Below are 19975 nucleotides of genomic sequence, written 5' to 3'. Positions count from 1 at the left end.
GGACAATGCGAAAGTAGAAGGAGACACGGGAGATGCCAACTGGCACCGTGAAATGGTTCAATACCACCAAAGGCTATGGGTTTATTGCCCCCGACGAAGGGGGCAAAGATGTGTTTGTGCATATCTCGGCCGTAGAACGGTCCGGCCTGACCGGGCTCGCAGACAATCAGAAAGTCTCGTACGAGTTGCAGGACGGACGTGACGGCCGCCAGATGGCAGCTGATTTGAAACCGTTGTAACGACGCCCCCGCCCCGCGCAGGGTTTTCCAATTAAGGTTGGCGGCCAATTTCCGGCCGTCACCCGCCCCCTATCCGGCAAATGCCCTATCCTCGTGCTGGCTTATCCTCAGCATGCGAATACCAGTCTTGTCCCATCGCAACGATGCAGGATGTACCGGTGGCATAGGTCACAACCATGGTCCAGTCGCCCCGATCACTGCTCCAGACCTCCATGATCTGTTCAGGCCCGCGCATGCCCGTTGCAATACGGGCAGAGCGAAATTGAGCCTGCAACTTGTCATGCAATCTTTGCGTTGGTTCACACAGAACCTCGGCAATTGGGTTTTTGGCAACAGCCGGTCCGGCCAGCGCCGACACCAGACCAAGAACGGAAAAAAACGAAGCATAGGTCATGGAACCAAAGTAACAGTTTCATGACGGTTTGTATAGACAATCGCTATGCTTTTGAATCAGTTTTCCTTGATGATGGCCTCGAACTCACGCCATTCCCGCGCTGTCATGCCTGAACTTTCCTGAGTGACGCTTTCACCAGCCAGCATCCGGCGCAGGCTGTCGACCATCTGAGCGGAAAGGTTCACAGCGCCAAGGCGGTAATCTTCGAACGCGCGATAGGCAAAGGGCACCCAATCGGCCACGATCTTGCACATGGCATCGGCATAGACCCGGATCTCGTATTGCGCATGTGGATCGGCGCGCAGGCGCAGGAAATGGAACAGGTTGTGCAGATCAACCTTCCAATACCATTGCGTATAGATATTGGCTGGCAAGTTCATCCGTGCCAATTCACGCGCCAGCCCCTGCTGCCCGTCCTGGCTGATCATCGCCTCATAATTGTCGTAGCAGCGAGTGCTGTCCGCCTTGAGCATTTCCAGAACCCGCGCGGCCTCTTCCCCTTCCAGAGCTGATCCGCGGCCTTGATTGTTCACTTCTGACTGCGCGGCGACATGCTCGGGCGCGGGGATGTAAAACTCACGATCCAGAATGGAATAGCGCGCCGAGTATTCGTTCACATTTGCAGTCCGGTGGCGAATCCACTGGCGTGCAACAAAAACCGGAAGTTTAACGTGCAGCTTGACCTCGCACATCTCGAACGGGGTCGAATGCCAGTGCCGCATCAGATAGCGGATCAGCCCTTCGTCATTCTGAACCGACTTCGTGCCCTTGCCATAAGACACGCGTGCCGCCTGACAGATGGCCGCATCATCGCCCATATAGTCGATGACGCGGACAAAGCCATGGTCCAGCACCTGGTGCGCAGTATACAGGTGATCTTCCATCCCCGTTGCAACGACACGGCGTGTTTGATGCGACTGCGCGCGCTGCGCTTCGATCTCGGCCTGTTGGTCGGCAGACAGGGGCATGAAAACTTCCTTTCGATACTGAGTCGCCAGCCACTATATATCGTCAGATCATCCGCTGGAACCGCAGGATATGGCCTGATGCTCGGTTTTTCGGAATTGTGTTCCCTGCCCCCTCGACACGTCCCGGCAGCGCGCTAAGCTGAGGGCGAACTCATTCCAATAGAAGGATTGCCGAGATGGGGCTGACATATCTTCACACCATGGTACGCGTGAAGGATCTTGAGAAATCCATGGCGTTCTATGAACTGCTTGGCCTGAAGGAAACCCGCCGGTACGAAAGCGAACAGGGCCGGTTCACCCTCATTTTCATGGCACCGCCGGGGCAAGAAGATCGACCTATTGAGCTGACTTACAATTGGGATGGTGACGACGCATTGCCAAGTGACAGCCGCCACTTTGGCCACCTGGCTTACGGCGTCGACGACATCTATGCGACCTGCCAGCACCTTCAGGACAATGGGGTGGTCATTAACCGTCCGCCGCGTGACGGGCGCATGGCTTTTGTCCGCTCGCCCGACAATATCTCTGTTGAGTTGCTGCAAAACGGCGACGCGCTGGAACCAGCAGAGCCCTGGGCCAGCATGGAAAGTACCGGGCACTGGTGATCCGCTCCCTCATAGCACTAGGTCTGGCCGTCCTGGCCAGCCCCGCTCAGGCCGAGCCCTGCCGTCTGGCGCTGGCATTGGCGCTGGATATATCTGTTTCGGTGGACGAGGCAGAAGACGCTCTGCAACGGCAAGGTCTGGCGGCCGCCCTGCTCGCCCCCGAGGTTCATGACGCCTTCTTTTCGTCGCCAATGCCCGTCGCGCTTGCAGTCTATGAATGGAGTGGGCGGTCCGTCCAACATATCATCCTGGATTGGCGGATGATCGAAAACAGTGGCGATGTTCTGGCCGCCGCAACACAAATCAGCCAGTCCAAGCGGTCGGACACCCAATCCGCCACTGCGATGGGATACGCATTGGCCTTTGGCGCCGCCTTGTTGGAACGCGCCCCCCCTTGCCTATTCAAGACCATTGATCTGTCAGGGGACGGATCGAATAATGACGGCTATGGCCCACAAAACGCCTATCGGCACTTCCCGTTCAGTGATGTCGTGGTCAACGGACTGGTCATCAACGCAGCCGATTTCGAAGGCGAGCTGTTCCTGATCCCGTTCTTCGAAAACAATGTTTTGCACGGGCCGGGCGCGTTTCTGGAAGTAGCGCAGGGTTTCGAGGATTTTGAGCGCGCTATGCGCCGAAAGCTGGAACGCGAGCTCAGCGGTTTACAACTCGGAGATCTTCCTTCGACTAACCCGGCACATGTTCTGACGCACCCGCCAGAAAACAAATCGTCGCGTATCAGTAGATATAGCGAATCTGATCCGTCCAGTACCGCTCAACCCGGCGCAGTGATCCGGTGATATCTTCGATCCCCTCTTGCGCCAACACACCGCGGCTTTGCAACCCGTCTGCATGGCGCGCAAAAAGCTCAGATACGATATCCCGGATTTCCCGACCACGTGGTGTCAGCCGCACCCGGACAGATCGACGGTCAATTTCGCACCTCTGGTGGTGCATATACCCCATCTCAACCAGTTTCTTCAGGTTGTAGCTGACATTGCTACCCTGATAGTATCCACGGCTTTTCAGCTCGCCCGCCGTCACTTCATGATCGCCGATATTGAACAGGAGCAGCGCCTGAACGGCGTTGATTTCCAGCACACCGACCCGCTCAAACTCATCCTTGATCACATCCAAAAGCAGCCGGTGCAGCCGTTCGACAAGTGCCAACGCCTCAAGGTAGCTGTTCATGAACCCTTTGGCGCCCGGTGCCGAGACCTGCAATTCCATACTCATCCGACCCTCCGATTCAGTCGCGTTATTTCCGCCACGATGAACCGAAATCCCGAAAAATCAGTTAAGCTGGAATTATCCTTACTTTTGAAAGGTCTGAGCGATGTCGGCGATCAAGTCGGACAGCGCGTCGGGAGGGGGGATCTGCCCGGTCACCCATTGATACAGATCCTGATCGTTTTCGTTCAGCAAGGCGTCATACTGGTCCAGACCCGCCACATCCATCGTGTCCAGATTACGATCAGCATAGGCAGACAGGATCAGGTCCATCTCTTTGATACCCCGCCGCATCGACCGCATTTTCATACGTTTGATGCGGATATCGCGCGCCTCGGTCACTGGCCTGTTTCCAGCATCAGCCGCAACTTTTTTTCCAGCCGTGCGGCGCGTTCCGAACAGGCGCGCATCTCGCCGCGAATTGCGCGCAGCTCGGCGGCGGCTCCGGCAATATCCAGATTACTGCTATCTGCATCTACGGGCGCATCCATCCCTTCGCCTTCGCCGGTGAGCAACCATTTGATCGACACGTTGACCATGCCCGCCATCATCGAAAGCCGGTTCGCACGCGGTTCAGACAAGTCGTTTTCCCAATCGGCAATCGTCGATTTCTTGACACCCAGGCGACGGGCCAATTCTGCCTGGTTCATCCCTGCCGCCTCGCGCGCGCCTGCCAGCCGATCCCCAAATGTCGCCGCGTCTGGTCCAAACCAATCGTATTCGTCGCTCATTCAGGTCTCCGCTTTCCGATTTCATATCGCTTGATCGTCGTTCGGGCGCACCCTATGACAGTCAGGCTGAACATACAAACCGAGGCCGCCATGAGTTTCCTGTCTGCGACATTGTCCCGCGTCAAACCTTCCCCAACGATTGCGATGACAGCCAAGGCGGCCGAACTGAAAGCCGCCGGGCGTGACATCATCGGCCTGAGCGCTGGTGAGCCGGATTTCGACACGCCGCAAAACATCAAGGATGCTGCCGTTGCGGCCATTGCAGCGGGGAAAACGAAATACACCGCGCCTGACGGCATCCCCGAGTTAAAACAGGCCGTTTGCGCCAAGATGAAGCGCGATCATGGGCTCGACTACACTCCCGCACAGGTTTCGGTAGGTACGGGTGGCAAACAGACGTTATACAACGCGCTGATGGCAACCCTGAATGAGGGGGATGAGGTCGTCATTCCTGCCCCCTACTGGGTCAGCTATCCGGATATGGTTCTGCTGGCGGGCGGAACTCCGGTGATTGCAGAAACTTCGCTTCAGACGAATTTCAAGCTGACTGCCGATCAACTTGAGGCTGCGATTACACCCAAAACAAAATGGCTGATCTTCAACTCTCCGTCGAACCCGACTGGTGCGGGTTACAACCACGCGGAGCTGAAAGAGCTTACCGATGTTCTGTTGCGTCACCCCCATGTCTGGGTGATGACCGATGATATGTACGAACATCTGGCCTATGACGGGTTTGAATTCTGCACTCCTGCACAAGTCGAGCCCAAGCTTTATGACCGCACGCTTACCTGCAATGGCGTATCCAAGGCCTATGCCATGACAGGGTGGCGGATCGGCTATGCCGCCGGGCCTGAGGCCCTCATCGCGGCGATGCGCAAGGTACAGTCACAATCCACCTCGAACCCCTGTTCGATCAGCCAATGGGCCGCAGTCGAAGCTTTGAACGGTACACAGGATTTCCTAGCACCCAATAACGTGACCTTCAAACGCCGCCGCGATCTGGTTGTCGATATGCTGAACGCCATCGACGGCATTAGTTGCCCCACCCCGGAAGGTGCCTTTTATGTTTACCCGTCCATCGCGGGACTGATCGGCAAGACAACCCCTGCCGGGACGGTGATTGAAAACGACGAAGCCTTTGCAACAGCTCTGCTGGAAGACGCCGACGTCGCGGTGGTGTTTGGCGCGGCATTTGGCCTGTCACCCAATTTCCGGGTCAGCTACGCGACCTCAGATGAGGCCTTGAAAGAGGCCTGCACCCGCATTCAGCGCTTTTGCGCGGCTCTGACCTGAACGGAGACCTTCATGACGGCCGAACTGCCCGAATACTACTTTCGTGTCCGCGAGAATGGTGCGGCTGTGTTCAAGGTCGACACCGAAAACCGCCAGCGGCGGATCGAGATGGACCAGATTGCGGTGATCAACATCCGCAACGGCGAGGTCAAGCCACATGGTCAGCGTAGCCTGACAGATGCGGACAAGGCTGAGATCACACGATGGATGGAGGATCGCAAGGCCCTTCTGGCCCAGCGTGACATAGATGATATTCACCGGGCGGTTGATTATCTGAACGTGACAACTCAATGGGCACAATCCAAAGCCACCGACGAGCAATTGGACGACGTCACCGACCGGCTCTTGATGGCGATGCACGATCTGCGATCTGTGCTGGTTCGAAAAAAGGCGGATCGACTGGAAAAGGGCTAACAGTTACTCAGCCGGAACACCCACTTCACGCACGGATCGCATCCAGAACCGCGCCATCAGCAGTATGGCTGCACATGCGAGCCCCAGAACCAGGCCCATCCAAACGCCAATTCCATCCATGCCTCGGACAAAACCAAAGTAGTAGGAAGACGGCAGGCCAACGACCCAGTAGCTCAGCCCGGCCATGACCATAGGAATCTTGGCATCCTGCAAGCCACGCAGCAGGCCAAGCGCAATGACCTGAGCGCCATCGACCAGTTGAAACAGCGCTGCCATGGCGAGCAACCCAGTTCCGATGGCCAGGATCTGGCCACGCTGTGGGTCATCAGATTCCATAAACAGGGAAATCAAAGGCTCGGCACAGGTGAGGAACAGGATCACCGTCAAAACGGACATAACCAGTGACATGATGGTCACTGCGATGGCGCCTTTTTCAAGATGTGCACGATCTCGACGGCCCAAAGCATTTCCAGCCCGAATGGTCGCCGCGTTCGATAGACCCAAATGCACCATGAAAGTGGCCGATGCGAGGTTCAACGCAATCCCATGCGCCGCCAGAGGCACCTGACCTAGCCATCCCATCATGACCGCCGAAGTGGCGAACAGTGTGACCTCGGCCAGCGTTGTCAATCCGATCGGTACACCAAGGCGCAGAACGCTTCTAAACATCTCCCAATCCGGGCGCCAGAAACGCTGGAACAGGTTGTATTGCGGCAAAACGTAAACCGCATAGGCAACAACCGCGACCAGCGACACAATCTGAGTGACCACTGATGCAATGGCCGCGCCCATCACCCCAAGCTCTGGCGCGCCCCAGTTCCCGAAAATCAAGACGTAGTTGGTCACGCCATTCACAAGGGCAGCAACAACCGTGATCCACAGGACGATCTGGGTGCGTTCCAACGCCGCAAGGTAGGATTTGAGCACCATGACCAACAGCGCCGGGAACAGCCCCCAACCCGCGACGCGCAGGTATTGTGCTGCAGTTTCCGCCACTTGTGGCTCTTGCCTCAAGGCAATCAAGATCGGATATGACCACCACAGCAATGGCATAACGAGCGCTGCATAAAGCAGCGATAGCCACAGCCCCATGCGTGTCGAGCGACGGATACTGGTTTCATCCTCTTCGGCTGCCGCAGTGGCAACCATTGGCATCACAGCCCAACCAAACCCGGCCCCGAACAGGAACAGAACAAAGAAATAGCTGCTGGCCAGCGTCACCGCCGCTAGGGCCTCGACCCCGTACCAGCCCAGCATGACAGTATCGGTCAAACCGATCGCAAACTGCGCCAGATGCCCGCCGATCAACGGCAGGCCCAGCACAGCAATGGCCTTGAAATGGGCCGGATATGTCATCACCCTGTTCATCCGACCAGCCATATGCGCGGCCCGAAGTCGGGGCAAGAGCGGATCAGATAAATATCGTCATGAGACTTATGCGCTGACGCATGGTTGTGGGCTTCACAACCTCAAAACTTAATTCTGTAAGGTCACGTGTTGGGATGCAGCGAGGCGCCCAGAATATGTTCGGACTGGTGAATCACGTGATGGGCCTGCCCGACGATTAGCGGGTCAGGCTCACCAACGATCGCTTCGTTTTTCTCGGGGTAGTCAAGCGACGCCAGAAAGTGGCGCATGCAATTCAATCGCGCGCGTTTCTTGTCGTTCGATTTGACAATGGTCCAGGGCGCATCGGCAGTGTCGGTATAGAAGAACATCGCCTCTTTCGCCTCGGTATAATCGTCCCACTTGTTCAGGCTGGCCTTGTCGATGGGCGACAGTTTCCACTGTTTCAACGGATCGGTTTCACGGCTTTTGAACCGGCGTTGTTGTTCATCCTGCGTGACCGAGAACCAGTATTTGTACAGCTGAATACCCGACCGGACCAGCATCCGCTCCAGATCCGGTGTCTGGCGCATGAATTCCAGATATTCATTCGGCGAGCAGAACCCCATCACACGCTCGACCCCGGCCCGGTTGTACCAGGACCGATCATAGAACACCATTTCCCCGACCGTTGGCAACTCCTGGACATAGCGTTGATAGTACCACTGACCTTTTTCTTCCCAGGTGGGTTTGTTCAAAGCCACAACGCGCGCCTGCCGCGGGTTCAAATGCTCCATGAACCGCTTGATCGTACCGCCTTTGCCAGCCGCATCGCGCCCTTCGAATAGCAGCACGAACCGCTGCCCCGTTTCCTGGGCCCAAAGCTGTACTTTCAGAAGCTCCGCCTGCAACAAAGCCTTCTGCGCCTCGTAGTCCTTGCGCGCCATCTTTTGCCCATAAGGGTATCTGCCACTTTCAAACGCCTTGCGTATCTTCTCGTGACTGGGTTGAGCAGCCTCCTGCTCCGGCTTTGAGACAATTTTGACAGAAGATTGCTTTCCTTCGCGTGCTGCTACGGCGTCCATGCAGTGTTTCCTTTCCCTCGTTGTTCCCGCACGGCTAGCAGAAAACAAGGAATTGCGCTTTGATCGGCATCAAATAGATGTGAGGAAAACCCATCATATCGCAGTTCAACAATTGGGGTAGAAATGGATACGGAATTCGCGGACCTGAACGGCCACCCCTTCCTATTGCGTCAATGGGGTGAAAGCGACAAACCACCATTGCTGATGTTGCATGGGTTTCCGGAATACGGCGGGGCTTGGAGCGATCTGGCCCCGCACCTATCCCACCGCTTTCATTGCATCGCCCCAGACCAGCGCGGTTACGGGCAAAGCTGGTGCCCTGAGGGTGTTGGCAACTACACCTTGTCCCAGTTGGTGTCAGATATGGTGGCTTTGATCGAACAACTTGGCGGTCCTATATGTGTCATAGGCCACGATTGGGGCGCATCGGTTGCCTATGGGCTGGCAATGTTCCGCCCCGATCTGGTCAGCCGGCTGATTATCGCAAACGGCGTCCACCCCGTGCCGTTCCAACGCGCCATGGCGGCAGGTGGCGCGCAATCCAAAGCCTCAGCCTATATCAACGACCTACGTGCGCCCGACGCAACGCAGCGATTTTCCGCAAATCATTTCGCGCGCCTGGAACGTTTCTTTCGGTTCGGCATGGGGTTGGACTGGTTTTCTGATGCGCGGATGCAGGATTATCGCACTGAATGGGCGCGCCCAGGCCGACTTGAGGCGATGCTGAACTGGTATCGCGCCTCACCGCTTGTGGTCGCTAACCCAGGAGAACCGCGCGCTGACCTGCCCGAACTGCCCCTGGATCGCTTGCAGGTTCAATGTCCACATCTGTTGCTTTGGGGGTCGGATGACAAAGCGTTGTTACCCGAATCCACGGCCGGGCTTGAGGCCTTTGCCCCGGACCTGACCCGCATCGATATTCCTGACACAGATCACTGGCTGCATCACCAGCGGCCCGAGGTTGTCGCCCAAGCCATACTAGATTGGATCGCAGACTGAGCCCCTAGGTATGGCCCCAATCTTCGGGATCATCCGAGTTGTTTGGAGACAACCCGAGTACATCGCCATCGGTCGAGCAGCCCAGCCCCAAAACCGTCCGGTTAGCGTAGGAGAAATAGGCACAGACCTGATTGATCTCTAGTATTTCACCATCCTTCCACCCGGCATCGCGCAGGGCAATCACATCCGCTTCGACCATGTCCCCCGGCGCTTCGGTCAGTTTCCGGGCATAGTGCATCGCAGCAATCTGAGCCGGGTCCAAAGGCGCATCTTCGGCACGCCGCGCCTCAATCGCTGCACGAATAGCGTCCCCGCGCGGCGCATCGCGCAACAGTCGCTGCAAACCGCTGAAATGATGTTCAACGCAATAACCACAGCGATTGAGAGAACTGACCCAAACGCCCAAAACCTCAAGAAACCACTTTGGCACCGTGTTTCTGGAATGATGCAACACGGTCTTATAGATCGCCATATGGCCTTCCATCGAATGCGGGCGCAGGGAATGCACCATCATGATGTTATCCACGTTGTTGTTCGGTCCGGTCACCCGGTCATAGAGTTTTCGCAGCCGCCCTGTGGCCTGCTCAAACGGTACGGTTTTGATCCAGCTCATACGCAACCTGCCTAGTTGATCCCGCCTGCAGGTTACTCGTAAATCTCTGAGCTATCGAGAGAAACCGGAATTCGCTGCGCTTGTGTTGAACATCATTATGCTTTTGCACCTATTTCGTGTATGATGAATTTATACTTTCATTAAAGTTGTTTATCGCGAGTAAATCAGATGAAATTTGTCACGATACTCGAAATCAATGTCGACCCGCTGAGCTCGACCAATGTTACGGTTCTGAACGCGTTTCAAGTCGCGGTCATCGACAATGACGACACCTTGGAAGATCCCGATGCCGATGGTGGCCCGCAGCTGGATGTTTCAGGTGTCCCCGGCTTTATAGGCAACTCGACCAACTTTCAGACCTTCGAGACCTATAGTGGCACAGTCGGCGGTTCACCCGTCACGTTCACGCTGCTTCAGTTTTCGAACCCGCAATACATCATCGTCACCTCTGGTACGGCAAATGTTGGCGATACAATCGCAAACACCAACAACAGCATCGTCACCGCTCCGCCCGTCGACTACGACACACTGCCATCCTTTGTTTGCTTTACCGCCGGATCTTTGATCCTGACCCCATACGGCGAACGGCGCATTGAAACCCTCAGGCCCGGAGACCCCGTCATCGTCGCAGATGGCAGCAGCCGTCCTGTGCGCTGGATCGGTCGGCGGCGTCTCTCCTCGGCTGAGTTGAGGCAATCCCCAAGATTCTGCCCGATCCGCATAGGTAAAGACAGTTTATCGCCGGGATGCCCTGCGCGCGACCTGCTGGTTTCCCCGCAGCATCGGATCGTCGTATCCTCACACCAGATGCAACTGTATTTTGGAGATAGGGTGATGCTTGCGCCGGCCAAAGGGCTTGTTGACGGGCAATCCGTTACGCAGGATCCGCCAGATCAAGACATCGAGTATATCCATATCCTGTTTGACCAACATGAGCTGGTGCAGGTCGAAGGCCTTTGGTCTGAAACCTTTTTCCCCGGGGACACCAGCCTGGATGCGATGGCCCGCGAAACCAAGCGAGAGCTCTTTGAACTGTTTCCCGAACTGATGTCCCGCGATGGGCCATTCGGCGAAACGGTCCTTCCGGTTTTGAAACCGCGGGAAGTGCAGATGTTGCACACCACTCTTCGTGCCCCGACCGGAGTTCCCATCGCCTTTTAGCGGTTTAACTTGCTCGGTCCGCGAACGCGGCCCTGTTGCTGCAAAACGGCATGACAGGGCAATTGAAGCGTGCAAATTGCACACAACACCTCGTGGCCCTCTTCCCCCGAACCACATCCCCTGCCATAATGGGGGGAAACCCAAGAATAAGAGCAGCACCCATGCCCGACGATCTGTTGACGCCCGAAGCAACCACCACCTATGACGCCTCCTCGATCGAGGTGCTGGAAGGGCTGGAACCTGTTCGCAAACGCCCCGGTATGTATATCGGCGGGACCGATGAGCGTGCTTTGCACCATATGGTGGCCGAAATCCTGGACAACTCGATGGACGAAGCGGTCGCGGGCCACGCCAACCGGATCGAGGTTGAACTGCACGCCGATTACGCCCTGACCGTGCGCGACAACGGGCGCGGCATTCCGATCGATCCGCACCCCAAATTCCCCGACAAATCGGCGTTGGAGGTCATCCTGTGTACCCTGCATGCGGGCGGTAAGTTTTCGGGCAAGGCCTACCAGACTTCGGGCGGTCTGCACGGCGTGGGGGCTTCGGTGGTCAACGCGCTGTCGGATTCCATGGTCGTTCAGGTGGCCCGCGACAAGACGCTGTTTGAACAACGCTTTTCACGCGGCATTCCCCTTGGCCCCGTCGAAAAGGTCGGCGCGGCCCCCAACCGACGCGGCACAACTGTCACCTTCCACGCCGATGCCGAGATCTTCGGCCATCACAAGTTCAAACCGGCCCGGCTGTTCAAATCCATCCGCTCCAAGGCCTATCTGTTCTCGGGCGTGGAAATCCGCTGGAAATCTGCCATTGATGACGGCGAAACGCCGACCGAAGCCACGTTCCACTTCCCCGGCGGCCTGTCCGATTACCTCAAGGAAACGATGAACGGCTCGTCCACCTATGCCGAGCAGCCCTTTGCGGGCACCGTGGACTTTCAGGAAAAATTCGGCACCCCCGGCAAGGTCGAATGGGCGATCAACTGGACACCCTCGCGCGATGGGTTCATCCAGTCCTACTGTAACACCGTGCCAACGCCCGAGGGTGGCACACATGTTGCGGGGTTCTGGGCGGCGGTCCTCAAGGGGATCAAGGCTTACGGTGAGCTGATCAACAACAAGAAGGCCGGACAGATCACGCGCGACGATCTGGTCACCGGGGGCTGCGCACTGGTGTCCTGTTTTATATCAGAACCAGAATTTGTGGGTCAGACCAAAGATCGCCTTGCCACGGTCGAGGCACAGCGACTGGTCGAGAATTCTGTCCGCGACCATTTCGATAACTGGCTGGCCGCGGACACGAAATCCGCCGGCGCGATCCTGGATTTCCTCATCCTGAGGGCTGAGGAACGCCTGCGCCGACGGGCCGAGAAGGAAACACAACGCAAGTCCGCCACTAAGAAACTTCGTCTCCCCGGCAAGTTGGTGGACTGTAGTAGTTCAACACGCGACGGAACGGAATTATTCATCGTCGAGGGCGATTCTGCGGGCGGATCTGCAAAAATGGGTCGCGACCGAAAAACACAGGCCCTGCTGCCCCTGCGCGGCAAAATCCTGAACGTGCTGGGCGCGGCCAGTTCCAAGCTGGGCACCAATGCCGAGATCAACGATCTGACCCAAGCACTGGGTGTGGGCCTTGGCACCAAGTTCAATGTCGACGACCTGCGCTATGACAAGATCATCATCATGACCGACGCGGACGTGGACGGGGCGCATATCGCCTCGCTGCTGATGACGTTCTTCTTCACCCAGATGCGCCCCATGATCGACGCGGGCCACCTGTATCTGGCCTGCCCGCCTTTGTATCGCCTGACCCAGGGCGCCAAGCGCGTCTATTGCCTGGACGAGGCTGAACGGGATGAGTGGCTGGAAAAAGGTCTGGGCGGCAAGGGCAAGATCGACGTCTCACGCTTCAAAGGTCTGGGCGAAATGGACGCCAAGGACCTGAAAGAGACCACGATGGACCCGGCCTCGCGCAAACTTATCCGCGTCACGATTGATGAGGACGAACCCGGCGAGACCGGCGATCTGGTCGAGCGCCTGATGGGCAAGAAACCCGAACTGCGGTTCCAATACATTCAGGAGAACGCGCGGTTTGTGGAGGAGTTGGATGTTTGATTACATCTCGACCTGAAGCGCGTGTCTTTCAGTGGGATTTTATCGAAACGTTTGCAAACAACGACTTAAGCAAAATCGTTGGGATTATCCCTATTGCGGGTTACTTAATTCTCTTTAATGACGCACTGATTCAGTCGGTTTCCTTTGACGAACTTGCAGGAGTCTCAACGGAAGACTCATCTCCGTTTGTTTTACTCGGCGTGACAAAACTTCGACTCACTTTCTTTGGGAGCCTATTGGTACTACTGGCAAACGTAACTTTTAGGCTTTTTGCTCCAAAGGTATTAAGTAGTGCAAAATCTAGTATTATTTTTTCGGATCAAGTAGTTGCGAGTTATTCAGTTTCTGAGATTACCGAAATCGAGACAGATGTGATCCAAGAAGATTGGACACACAGAACGCCTTTGCTGTGCGAGGATGAACGATTTTTCTCGATTGTCGAAACAAGAGTTTCACGCGCGGCGGGGTTTCAACGAAAAGAGGACCTAGTTCATAGGTACAGAGAATATATTCGCGCAATGGCACGTGAATGGTGGGTAGGCCAAATGCACTCTCATTGGCTGGCTAGACATGTTTCAATGCTTGCGTGTCTCGTGGGGTATGCACTGTTAGCAATTCCGACCATGGACATTGCGCAAGCTGTATTGCGAGACTTGCTTCTATAGGGGCTAGAGACATTTCGTTCGATCGATCTAACTACTCAGCGAGCGCAGGATATTCGCTCGCACCGATCAAATTCCCGCATTGAGATGGGTATAAACATCCATCTTACTTGGTCACCACCCTCGCGTCGGGCCCCTAGGGCGAGTCGGGCGCGTGCTTGATTCGGAGCATCAAGCATTGACCGGATAAGACAGAGCATCTCTGCCGCCATAGGCCAGGCTTCAGCCCGGCACACCCCTCACACAGCCAACCCGATCAGCGCAACGCCTCCCGTCATCAGCACCGCCGCGCCCAAACGGCGCATCCAATTGCCCTCATGCAGGAACACAAACCCGATCAGCGCCGCGAAGATCACCGAGGTTTCGCGCAGGGCCGACACGGCCCCCAAAGGCGCAAAGTTCTTGGCATACAACACCAGACCATAGGCCGTCATCGACACCAGCCCGCCAAGGATGCCGATCATCCAGACCTTGGCGGGCAGCGCCGCCAGCGTGTCTCGCTTGCGCACCCCCACGAACCCCGCGATGAACAGGTGCAGGAACGCGCCCCAGGCCCAGTAGCTGAGCGTATTGCCCGACAGCCGCACACCGATCCCGTCGACCACCGAATAGATCGAGATGCAGAACCCCGTGCCCAGCGCAAAGCCCAGCGCGCTGCGCCCAACGCCGGATCGCAGGGCGCTCCAACTGCTCAGCTGGATGCCCAGCGCGATCAGGGCGATCCCGCCCCAGGCTTGCAGGGGCAAAACCTCACCCACCAGCAGCATGGCCCAGAGCGAAACCAGTGCAGGCACGATGCCGCGCGCGATTGGGTAAACGACGCTGAGGTCGCCGTGCTGATAGGCTTTGCCCAGCATGAAATAATAGCCGAAATGCACAACGGTCGAGAGAGCGATGTAGATGAAGCTCTCAGCGCTCGGTAGTGGCAGCAACAGGATCATCACCGAGGCTGGGATGACATGCCCAAACGCCACAAGACCCAACGTCGTCGTCCGGTCCGCAGCCGTTTTGACAATGGCATTCCAGACCGCGTGCAGCAAAGCCGCCGTAAGAATGATGAGGATGACAAACAGGGTCACGCTTGTGCCTTCCGCGCTGAATATTCGCCCTGATAGGGTCAGCACCGCAGGTTGCACAGTGTTCAGGCGATCTCAATACGGGATGTGTGGCTTAACCCAGCTTTTCCTGAAGCCAATCGGCAATTTGGGTGGCTGGCCCCTCCCACCCAGGCTCCATGAACAGGAAGTGCGCGTGGTTTTCGACCGGCAGGAAGGTCGCGCGATCCCCGTAAAGTTTCGCCAGCGCGCGGCAGGTGTTGGGGTTCACGGCCCGGTCCTCGGTGCCGGAAACGATCAGCACCGGGCAGTCAACCTTGTCGATATCCACCTTCATCGCGTGGTGATCATCGAACATCCAAAAGAACATCTCGAACATTACGCGACCGCTTTCCGCGCCCAATCGGTCGAACACCTCATGCTGCTGCGCCTCGGGCATCTTGTTCAGTGCAAAGGGGGCCATCAGGTCGAACTCGACCCGCATGGGCTGTTTCCAGAACGCCCCGCCCTCCATCAAAGCGCGTGGCACGGCGCGTTCGTCATCGGTTTCAGGCAACGTCCCCCACGCCGCGTTCGGGTTGATCAATATAATTGCGCTGGCCAACCCACGTGCTGCGACCTGCTGCGCCACAACACCTGCAATGGCGTGCCCTAGAAGGACAGGTTTGCTGTCCAAACCTTCGACAAATGCTGCGATGTCATCTGTGTAGTCCGCGACGCTGGTGTCGATCAGTCCCGGATCCGGCTCGTCCTGTGGATTGCCGCCGTGATACCGCAGAGCCGGAGTATGGACCGTCCAACCGCGCGCACGGAAGAAATCGGCGTAATCCTTCATGCACCACGGACCCGCAAACGCGCCATGTATCAGAACAATGTCGTTGGTCACGAATACCTCCTGACTGCTTAGGTCCAGTATGAGCATCCTGTAAGACGAAACAACTGCATGTGATCCCGGTTGCGCAGCGCATTGCAGCGCCTAAACTTGGTATCATGACATTTGTGACCGAAAACCAGTTGCCCCTGCTTATCCTGTTCTTTGTGCTGGGACTGGTCGGAACCGGCTTTCTGTTCCGCAAACCCGCAGGTCACCGGGCGTGGAAACTGGCTGATCTGGTCTGGGTCGTGCTGGGCGGTATCGGTGCTTTGGTCGCTGTTCTGGCGGGTCTTTATACGGCCGATAGCTCTCGTCTGGATCGGCAGATTGATGTGGCCTATGCAGCCTCATCCGCCTTTGATCGCGATGCGGCGCGCTTCAGGTTGCGGTTCTGCGATCCCGCTTATGACCCCGACACGGGCGTTCTGTGCGAAAAGGTCGAGTTTCTGTCGGCCTCCACCGCCAGCAATGCCGATCTACCCCTTTTCATCGAGGTCACAAATGAGGTCGCTCCGCTGCAAGGGCTGCATTTCCTGTTTGGGCGGCAAGAGAAGGATGAGATGGAGCAGATGTCAGCAAAGGCGGATGCGTTCGACATCGATCAGTTCCTGGTTTTCACATCATTGGACGACGACACACAGACCGCGATTGACAACATGCGCCGCAAAGTGCCCGCGATTGCAGGGGACTACCTGATTTTGGCCCAAAGCTATGACGAATTGATCGAGCAGGTCAGCAAGTTGAAGGACGAATGGGAATACCTGCAGGCCAACGCGCATATTCTGGTTCTGCAGATCGTTGCGTTGTGTCTGGTCAGCTTTGCCGCGCCCTTCAGGCTGGGCAAATCTATTGTCGAACTGCGCACTTCCTTTAGCGCCGATACATCTGAGCAAGATGTTCCGGATCAGCCCCAAGAAGATAGCGCACCAGGGTCCACAGATTCCGAGCGCCCCGCCGCAGCCAACCCGACCGCTCATAACGCTCCGCACTCGTGACGGCGCGCGCCTCCAGCAGCGCGATCCGAGGCAGTGCGCGCGCGAGGGCCACGTCCTCCATCAATGGCTGGTCCATATAGCCTCCGGCACGCAGATAGACATCGCGCGGAACCAACAAACCCTGATCGCCATAAGGCAAGCTGAACAAGCCGCTGCGCAGGTTGGCCCAACCGGCGACCCAGCGCGGGGCCAATCCCTTGGCGCGAAATGACAACCGAAACGCCGCAGGGGATTGCAAAGCCAGATGGTCCGCCACGGGTTTTGCCCAACCTGGTTCCAGCACAGCATCGGCGTGTAAGATCAGCACCCAATCACCCTTGGCCAGGGCACAGCCACGCCGTAACTGTCCCCCGCGCGAGGCGGGTCCGTCGACCAGCTCTGCCCCGGCTTCTTCAGCGATCTCCGGTGTTAGATCGGTCGAGCCACCATCGCTTATGATCAACTCGCGGATCAGGCCCGCATGCAGCCCCTCCATCAGGGCCTGCAAACAAGCGGGCAGCGTTGGTTCTGCATTCAATGTTGGGATCACGATGCTGATCGGCGCGGGCACAGCTGATAACCTCTGGTCTTGGCAGTAGAACTTCCTATATCACGAGGCCAGAGCAAATGACGAGGACCCTGCCATGCCCAATCGCCGCATCCTGCGCCTGACCGGCTCGGATACCGAGAGTTTTTTGCAGGATCTGATCACCAACGATATTGGTGGACTGGAGGCCGGGCTGGTCTATGCGGCGCTGCTGAACCCTCAGGGCAAGTATCTGGCTGATTTCTTTCTCAAGCGAGACGGTGACGCCGTACTGCTGGACGTTGCGGAAGAATTGGGCGACGGGCTGGCAAAACGGCTGGGCATGTACAAGCTGCGGGCAGATGTGGCGATTGAGCCCGCGGGCTTGAACCTCCAGCGTGGCACGGGGCCTGCGCCCGAAGGCGCCCTGCCCGATCCGCGCGATGCGGACATGGGCTGGCGCGTTTACACCGATGGGCCCGAAGGTGATGACGGGACCGATTGGGATGCCATCCGTGTGCGACATTGTATTCCCGAAAGCGGGATAGAACTGCATCCGGACAGCTACATCCTTGAGTCGCGTTTCGAAGACCTGAACGGCGTGGATTTCAAAAAAGGCTGCTATGTCGGGCAAGAGGTTACCGCCCGGATGAAACACAAGACCGAGCTACGCAAAGGACTGTGCCGGGTTCGGGTTGAAGGTAGCGCGCCAGCAGGAACCGAGATCAAAGCTGACGGGAAACCGGCGGGGACTCTGTTCACACAATCCGGGGCGCATGGGATCGCACATCTGCGCTTCGATCGTGCCAAAGGCGAAATGCGTGCCGAGGGTGCAGTGATCACACGCGCCGACTAGACCCGCGCTGTTGCCGATGCGTTACGCTTGAACGCGGCTCAGCCGCGGACAGGTTTGATCTGCTGTCCCGCACTGCCAAACTGAGGGCGTCGAAACCATCCGGGTGCCGTCATGCTAAAGCTCTACACCGCAATCTGGCGCGCCAGCGCAGGGCGGCAGATTATTCTGATCCTGCTCTCACTGGCCGTTGCTGCACTGGCTGCGGTTCCACTGGAGTTTCAGCGTGACATCATCAACCACCTGACCTCGACCGATGTGGGGATCGAGCGGCTGGTTCTGTTGGGCCTTGGCATGATGGGTGTCATTCTTCTAAGCCTCGCGCTGAAATGGGTCTTGGGGTACCGTGCCGGAACCCTGGGCGAGGACCTGATCCGCCTGATCCGCCAGCGCCTTTTGTGGCGTTCGACTGATTTGAACTCATCAGGTGAAACCGTCCGCAAGGGCGCAATGAGCACCGCGATATCGGCCGAGGCCGAGGAGCTCGGGAAATTTGCAGGTGGTGCGTTCTCGGATCCTGTGGTGCAGATCGGCACCCTGATCAGCGTGATCGGCTATATCTCCTCTACCCAACCGGGGCTTGGAATGATTGCGTTTTCGATGATCGTGCCACAAATCGTTATCGTCTTGATGTCGCAACGAAAAGTGAACATCTTTGTCGCTGAACGTGTCCGTGTTCTGCGACAGGCCACTGACACTCTGACCACTGATGATTTGAAAGCGGCCGAACACGATATCAACGCGATGTTTGACGACATATATGAAACGCGGCGGCGAATGTTTCTGTGGAAACTATCAGCCAAATTTCTCCTGAGCGTCATCAACGGTGCTGGTACTGTCGGCGTTCTGATGCTGGGCGGCTGGTTGGTGCTTCAGGGCCGAACCGATGTGGGCACCGTGGTGGCGGCCACAAGCGGGCTCAGCCGCATTCAGGGGCCAACGGCATTCCTGATCGCCTTCTACAGGCAAGTTAGTGCAAATCGTATCAAATATGAACTGATGCTAGAGTTATTCGGCCCCGACCCGTCACACTATCGGCAGACACGCAAGCCATAAGAAAAGACCGCGCAGCGGATGCCGACGCGGTCTATCAGATTTCCGGAACGCTTGATGCAGTGTTACGCGCGTTCGGAGTATTCCATTGTCTCGGTGTTCACGATGATCATCTCATCCTGCCCAACAAAGGGCGGCACCATGACCTTGACGCCATTGTCCAGGATCGCCGGTTTGAATGAGTTCGCAGCGGTCTGACCTTTGACGACCGGCTCGGTCTCGACAATCTTGCAGGTCACCTTTTGCGGCAGCGTCGCGTTCAACGCCTCGCTTTCATAAAATTCTACAACGATTGTCATGCCGTCCTGCAGAAACGGGCGCCGTTCGCCCAGCAGGTCAGCTGGCAGTTCGATCTGTTCATAGGTCTCGGCATCCATGAACACCAGCATGCCATCGGACTCGTACAGGAACTGCTGATCCTTCTGCTCAAGGCGCACGCGTTCGACCTTATCCGCAGAACGGAACCGTTCGTTCAGCTTGGACCCATTGCGCAAGTTGCGCAGCTCGACCTGAGCAAAAGCGCCGCCTTTACCGGGCTTTACGTGGTCCACCTTTACAGCTGCCCACAGCCCGTCGTTATGCTCAAGCACATTGCCGGGGCGAATTTCGTTCCCATTTATCTTGGGCATTACATATTTCCTTCACAAACGGTTGATGCGTCAGTTGCCGTCCCTATATCTGGCAGGACCAACCCTGACAAGACAACGACACTTAGTGCTGCACCCGCAGCAAGCTATGCACATGACGCAACGCAACTATGCATTTTAGGTGTATCCGAATCGCACCTAATAGGTCATAAG

Annotated in this window: 23 protein-coding genes and 1 pseudogene; 12 read left to right on the top strand and 12 right to left on the bottom strand. The window is 57.0% G+C overall.

All coding sequences use genetic code 11. The features are described from left to right. The first annotated feature begins 32 nt into the window (after nucleotides 1-32). A complete protein-coding gene (locus ACR0KG_RS05920; RefSeq protein ID WP_008758035.1) occupies nucleotides 33-239 on the top strand; it encodes a cold-shock protein in 207 nt (68 codons plus the stop codon). A gap of 85 nt (nucleotides 240-324) precedes the next feature. Here ACR0KG_RS05920 and ACR0KG_RS05915 read toward each other — a convergent pair whose 3' ends face one another. Then, a complete protein-coding gene (locus ACR0KG_RS05915; protein WP_480546639.1) occupies nucleotides 325-633 on the bottom strand; it encodes a hypothetical protein in 309 nt (102 codons plus the stop codon). 56 nt (nucleotides 634-689) lie between these two features. Further along, nucleotides 690-1601 carry an FAD-dependent thymidylate synthase gene (gene thyX / locus ACR0KG_RS05910; RefSeq protein ID WP_480546638.1) on the bottom strand — a complete coding sequence of 304 codons (912 nt, stop codon included), beginning with the start codon at nucleotides 1599-1601 and terminating at the stop codon, nucleotides 690-692. Between the two features lie 176 nt (nucleotides 1602-1777). On the opposite strand from thyX, the gene ACR0KG_RS05905 reads away from it, so the two are divergent. Together ACR0KG_RS05905 and ACR0KG_RS05900 are read left to right on the top strand one after the other, a co-directional pair. Next, on the top strand, nucleotides 1778-2206 hold the full coding sequence (locus ACR0KG_RS05905) for a VOC family protein (RefSeq protein WP_480546636.1): 429 nt from the start codon (nucleotides 1778-1780) through the stop codon (nucleotides 2204-2206). Next, complete coding sequence (locus ACR0KG_RS05900; RefSeq protein ID WP_480826753.1) at nucleotides 2203-3006, top strand: DUF1194 domain-containing protein; 804 nt, start codon at nucleotides 2203-2205, stop codon at nucleotides 3004-3006. Before ACR0KG_RS05905 ends, ACR0KG_RS05900 begins: the two co-directional genes overlap by 4 nt. Here ACR0KG_RS05900 and ACR0KG_RS05895 read toward each other — a convergent pair. From ACR0KG_RS05895 to ACR0KG_RS05885, 3 genes are all read right to left on the bottom strand, one after another. Further along, entirely contained in the window at nucleotides 2945-3442 is a 498-nt protein-coding gene (locus ACR0KG_RS05895) for a MarR family winged helix-turn-helix transcriptional regulator (protein WP_480826752.1), read from the bottom strand. The genes ACR0KG_RS05900 and ACR0KG_RS05895 overlap by 62 nt on opposite strands. 78 nt (nucleotides 3443-3520) lie before the next feature. Then, on the bottom strand, nucleotides 3521-3778 hold the full coding sequence (locus ACR0KG_RS05890; protein ID WP_480826751.1) for a succinate dehydrogenase assembly factor 2: 258 nt from the start codon (nucleotides 3776-3778) through the stop codon (nucleotides 3521-3523). Then, complete coding sequence (locus tag ACR0KG_RS05885; RefSeq protein ID WP_480826750.1) at nucleotides 3775-4167, bottom strand: helix-turn-helix domain-containing protein; 393 nt, start codon at nucleotides 4165-4167, stop codon at nucleotides 3775-3777. The genes ACR0KG_RS05890 and ACR0KG_RS05885 overlap by 4 nt, the downstream gene beginning before the upstream one ends. A gap of 90 nt (nucleotides 4168-4257) precedes the next feature. Between ACR0KG_RS05885 and ACR0KG_RS05880 the strand changes: the two genes are divergently transcribed. Continuing rightward, complete coding sequence (locus tag ACR0KG_RS05880) at nucleotides 4258-5460, top strand: pyridoxal phosphate-dependent aminotransferase (RefSeq protein WP_480827333.1); 1203 nt, start codon at nucleotides 4258-4260, stop codon at nucleotides 5458-5460. Between the two features lie 12 nt (nucleotides 5461-5472). Then, entirely contained in the window at nucleotides 5473-5874 is a 402-nt protein-coding gene (locus ACR0KG_RS05875) for a hypothetical protein (RefSeq protein WP_480826749.1), read from the top strand. 3 nt (nucleotides 5875-5877) lie between these two features. On the opposite strand, the gene ACR0KG_RS05870 is transcribed toward ACR0KG_RS05875, so the two are convergent. Next, nucleotides 5878-7230 carry an MATE family efflux transporter gene (locus tag ACR0KG_RS05870; RefSeq protein WP_480826748.1) on the bottom strand — a complete coding sequence of 451 codons (1353 nt, stop codon included), beginning with the start codon at nucleotides 7228-7230 and terminating at the stop codon, nucleotides 5878-5880. A gap of 134 nt (nucleotides 7231-7364) precedes the next feature. Then, a complete protein-coding gene (gene ppk2, locus ACR0KG_RS05865) occupies nucleotides 7365-8285 on the bottom strand; it encodes a polyphosphate kinase 2 (protein ID WP_480826747.1) in 921 nt (306 codons plus the stop codon). Nucleotides 8286-8408: 123 nt separating this feature from the next. On the opposite strand from ppk2, the gene ACR0KG_RS05860 reads away from it, so the two are divergent. Continuing rightward, nucleotides 8409-9284, top strand: coding sequence for an alpha/beta fold hydrolase (locus ACR0KG_RS05860; RefSeq protein WP_480826746.1), 876 nt, complete (start codon nucleotides 8409-8411; stop codon nucleotides 9282-9284). A gap of 4 nt (nucleotides 9285-9288) precedes the next feature. Here ACR0KG_RS05860 and ACR0KG_RS05855 read toward each other — a convergent pair whose 3' ends face one another. Further along, nucleotides 9289-9897, bottom strand: coding sequence for a carboxymuconolactone decarboxylase family protein (locus ACR0KG_RS05855; RefSeq protein ID WP_480546622.1), 609 nt, complete (start codon nucleotides 9895-9897; stop codon nucleotides 9289-9291). 168 nt (nucleotides 9898-10065) lie between these two features. On the opposite strand from ACR0KG_RS05855, the gene ACR0KG_RS05850 reads away from it, so the two are divergent. From ACR0KG_RS05850 to ACR0KG_RS05840, 3 genes are all read left to right on the top strand, one after another. After that, the gene (locus ACR0KG_RS05850; RefSeq protein ID WP_480826745.1) at nucleotides 10066-11058 is read left to right on the top strand and encodes a Hint domain-containing protein; all 993 of its coding nucleotides are present in this window, start codon (nucleotides 10066-10068) and stop codon (nucleotides 11056-11058) included. 161 nt (nucleotides 11059-11219) lie between these two features. Further along, nucleotides 11220-13178, top strand: coding sequence for a DNA topoisomerase IV subunit B (gene parE, locus ACR0KG_RS05845; RefSeq protein ID WP_480546619.1), 1959 nt, complete (start codon nucleotides 11220-11222; stop codon nucleotides 13176-13178). After that, nucleotides 13175-13843 (top strand): hypothetical protein, encoded by a 669-nt coding sequence (locus ACR0KG_RS05840; protein ID WP_480826744.1) that lies wholly within the window; start codon nucleotides 13175-13177, stop codon nucleotides 13841-13843. The genes parE and ACR0KG_RS05840 overlap by 4 nt, the downstream gene beginning before the upstream one ends. Before the next feature lie 236 nt (nucleotides 13844-14079). Here ACR0KG_RS05840 and ACR0KG_RS05835 read toward each other — a convergent pair whose 3' ends face one another. After that, a complete protein-coding gene (locus ACR0KG_RS05835) occupies nucleotides 14080-14919 on the bottom strand; it encodes an EamA family transporter (protein WP_480826743.1) in 840 nt (279 codons plus the stop codon). Between the two features lie 91 nt (nucleotides 14920-15010). Continuing rightward, nucleotides 15011-15781: an alpha/beta hydrolase gene (locus ACR0KG_RS05830; protein WP_480546614.1), complete on the bottom strand. Its 771-nt coding sequence runs from the start codon at nucleotides 15779-15781 to the stop codon at nucleotides 15011-15013. Nucleotides 15782-15885: 104 nt separating this feature from the next. Between ACR0KG_RS05830 and ACR0KG_RS05825 the strand changes: the two are divergent. Beyond that, nucleotides 15886-16632: pseudogene (locus ACR0KG_RS05825) on the top strand (hypothetical protein); the annotation flags it as partial. 7 nt (nucleotides 16633-16639) lie between these two features. On the opposite strand, the gene ACR0KG_RS05820 reads toward ACR0KG_RS05825, so the two are convergent. After that, a complete protein-coding gene (locus ACR0KG_RS05820) occupies nucleotides 16640-17314 on the bottom strand; it encodes a TIGR04283 family arsenosugar biosynthesis glycosyltransferase (protein WP_480826742.1) in 675 nt (224 codons plus the stop codon). A 73-nt stretch (nucleotides 17315-17387) separates the two neighbouring features. On the opposite strand from ACR0KG_RS05820, the gene ygfZ reads away from it, so the two are divergent. Both ygfZ and ACR0KG_RS05810 read left to right on the top strand, forming a co-directional pair. Then, a complete protein-coding gene (gene ygfZ / locus ACR0KG_RS05815; protein WP_480542213.1) occupies nucleotides 17388-18125 on the top strand; it encodes a CAF17-like 4Fe-4S cluster assembly/insertion protein YgfZ in 738 nt (245 codons plus the stop codon). A gap of 111 nt (nucleotides 18126-18236) precedes the next feature. Continuing rightward, a complete protein-coding gene (locus ACR0KG_RS05810; protein WP_480826741.1) occupies nucleotides 18237-19178 on the top strand; it encodes an ABC transporter transmembrane domain-containing protein in 942 nt (313 codons plus the stop codon). Nucleotides 19179-19240: 62 nt separating this feature from the next. Here the strand turns inward: ACR0KG_RS05810 and efp are convergent, their stop codons facing one another. Next, nucleotides 19241-19804, bottom strand: a complete 564-nt coding sequence (gene efp, locus ACR0KG_RS05805; protein WP_480542209.1) for an elongation factor P — start codon at nucleotides 19802-19804, stop codon at nucleotides 19241-19243. Nucleotides 19805-19975 lie beyond the last annotated feature (171 nt).

The sequence above is a fragment of the Ruegeria sp. H4 genome (genome assembly GCF_056533065.1).
The sequence above is the reverse complement of the archived record's forward strand: the minus strand, read 5'-3'. Positions and strand labels throughout refer to the sequence as shown.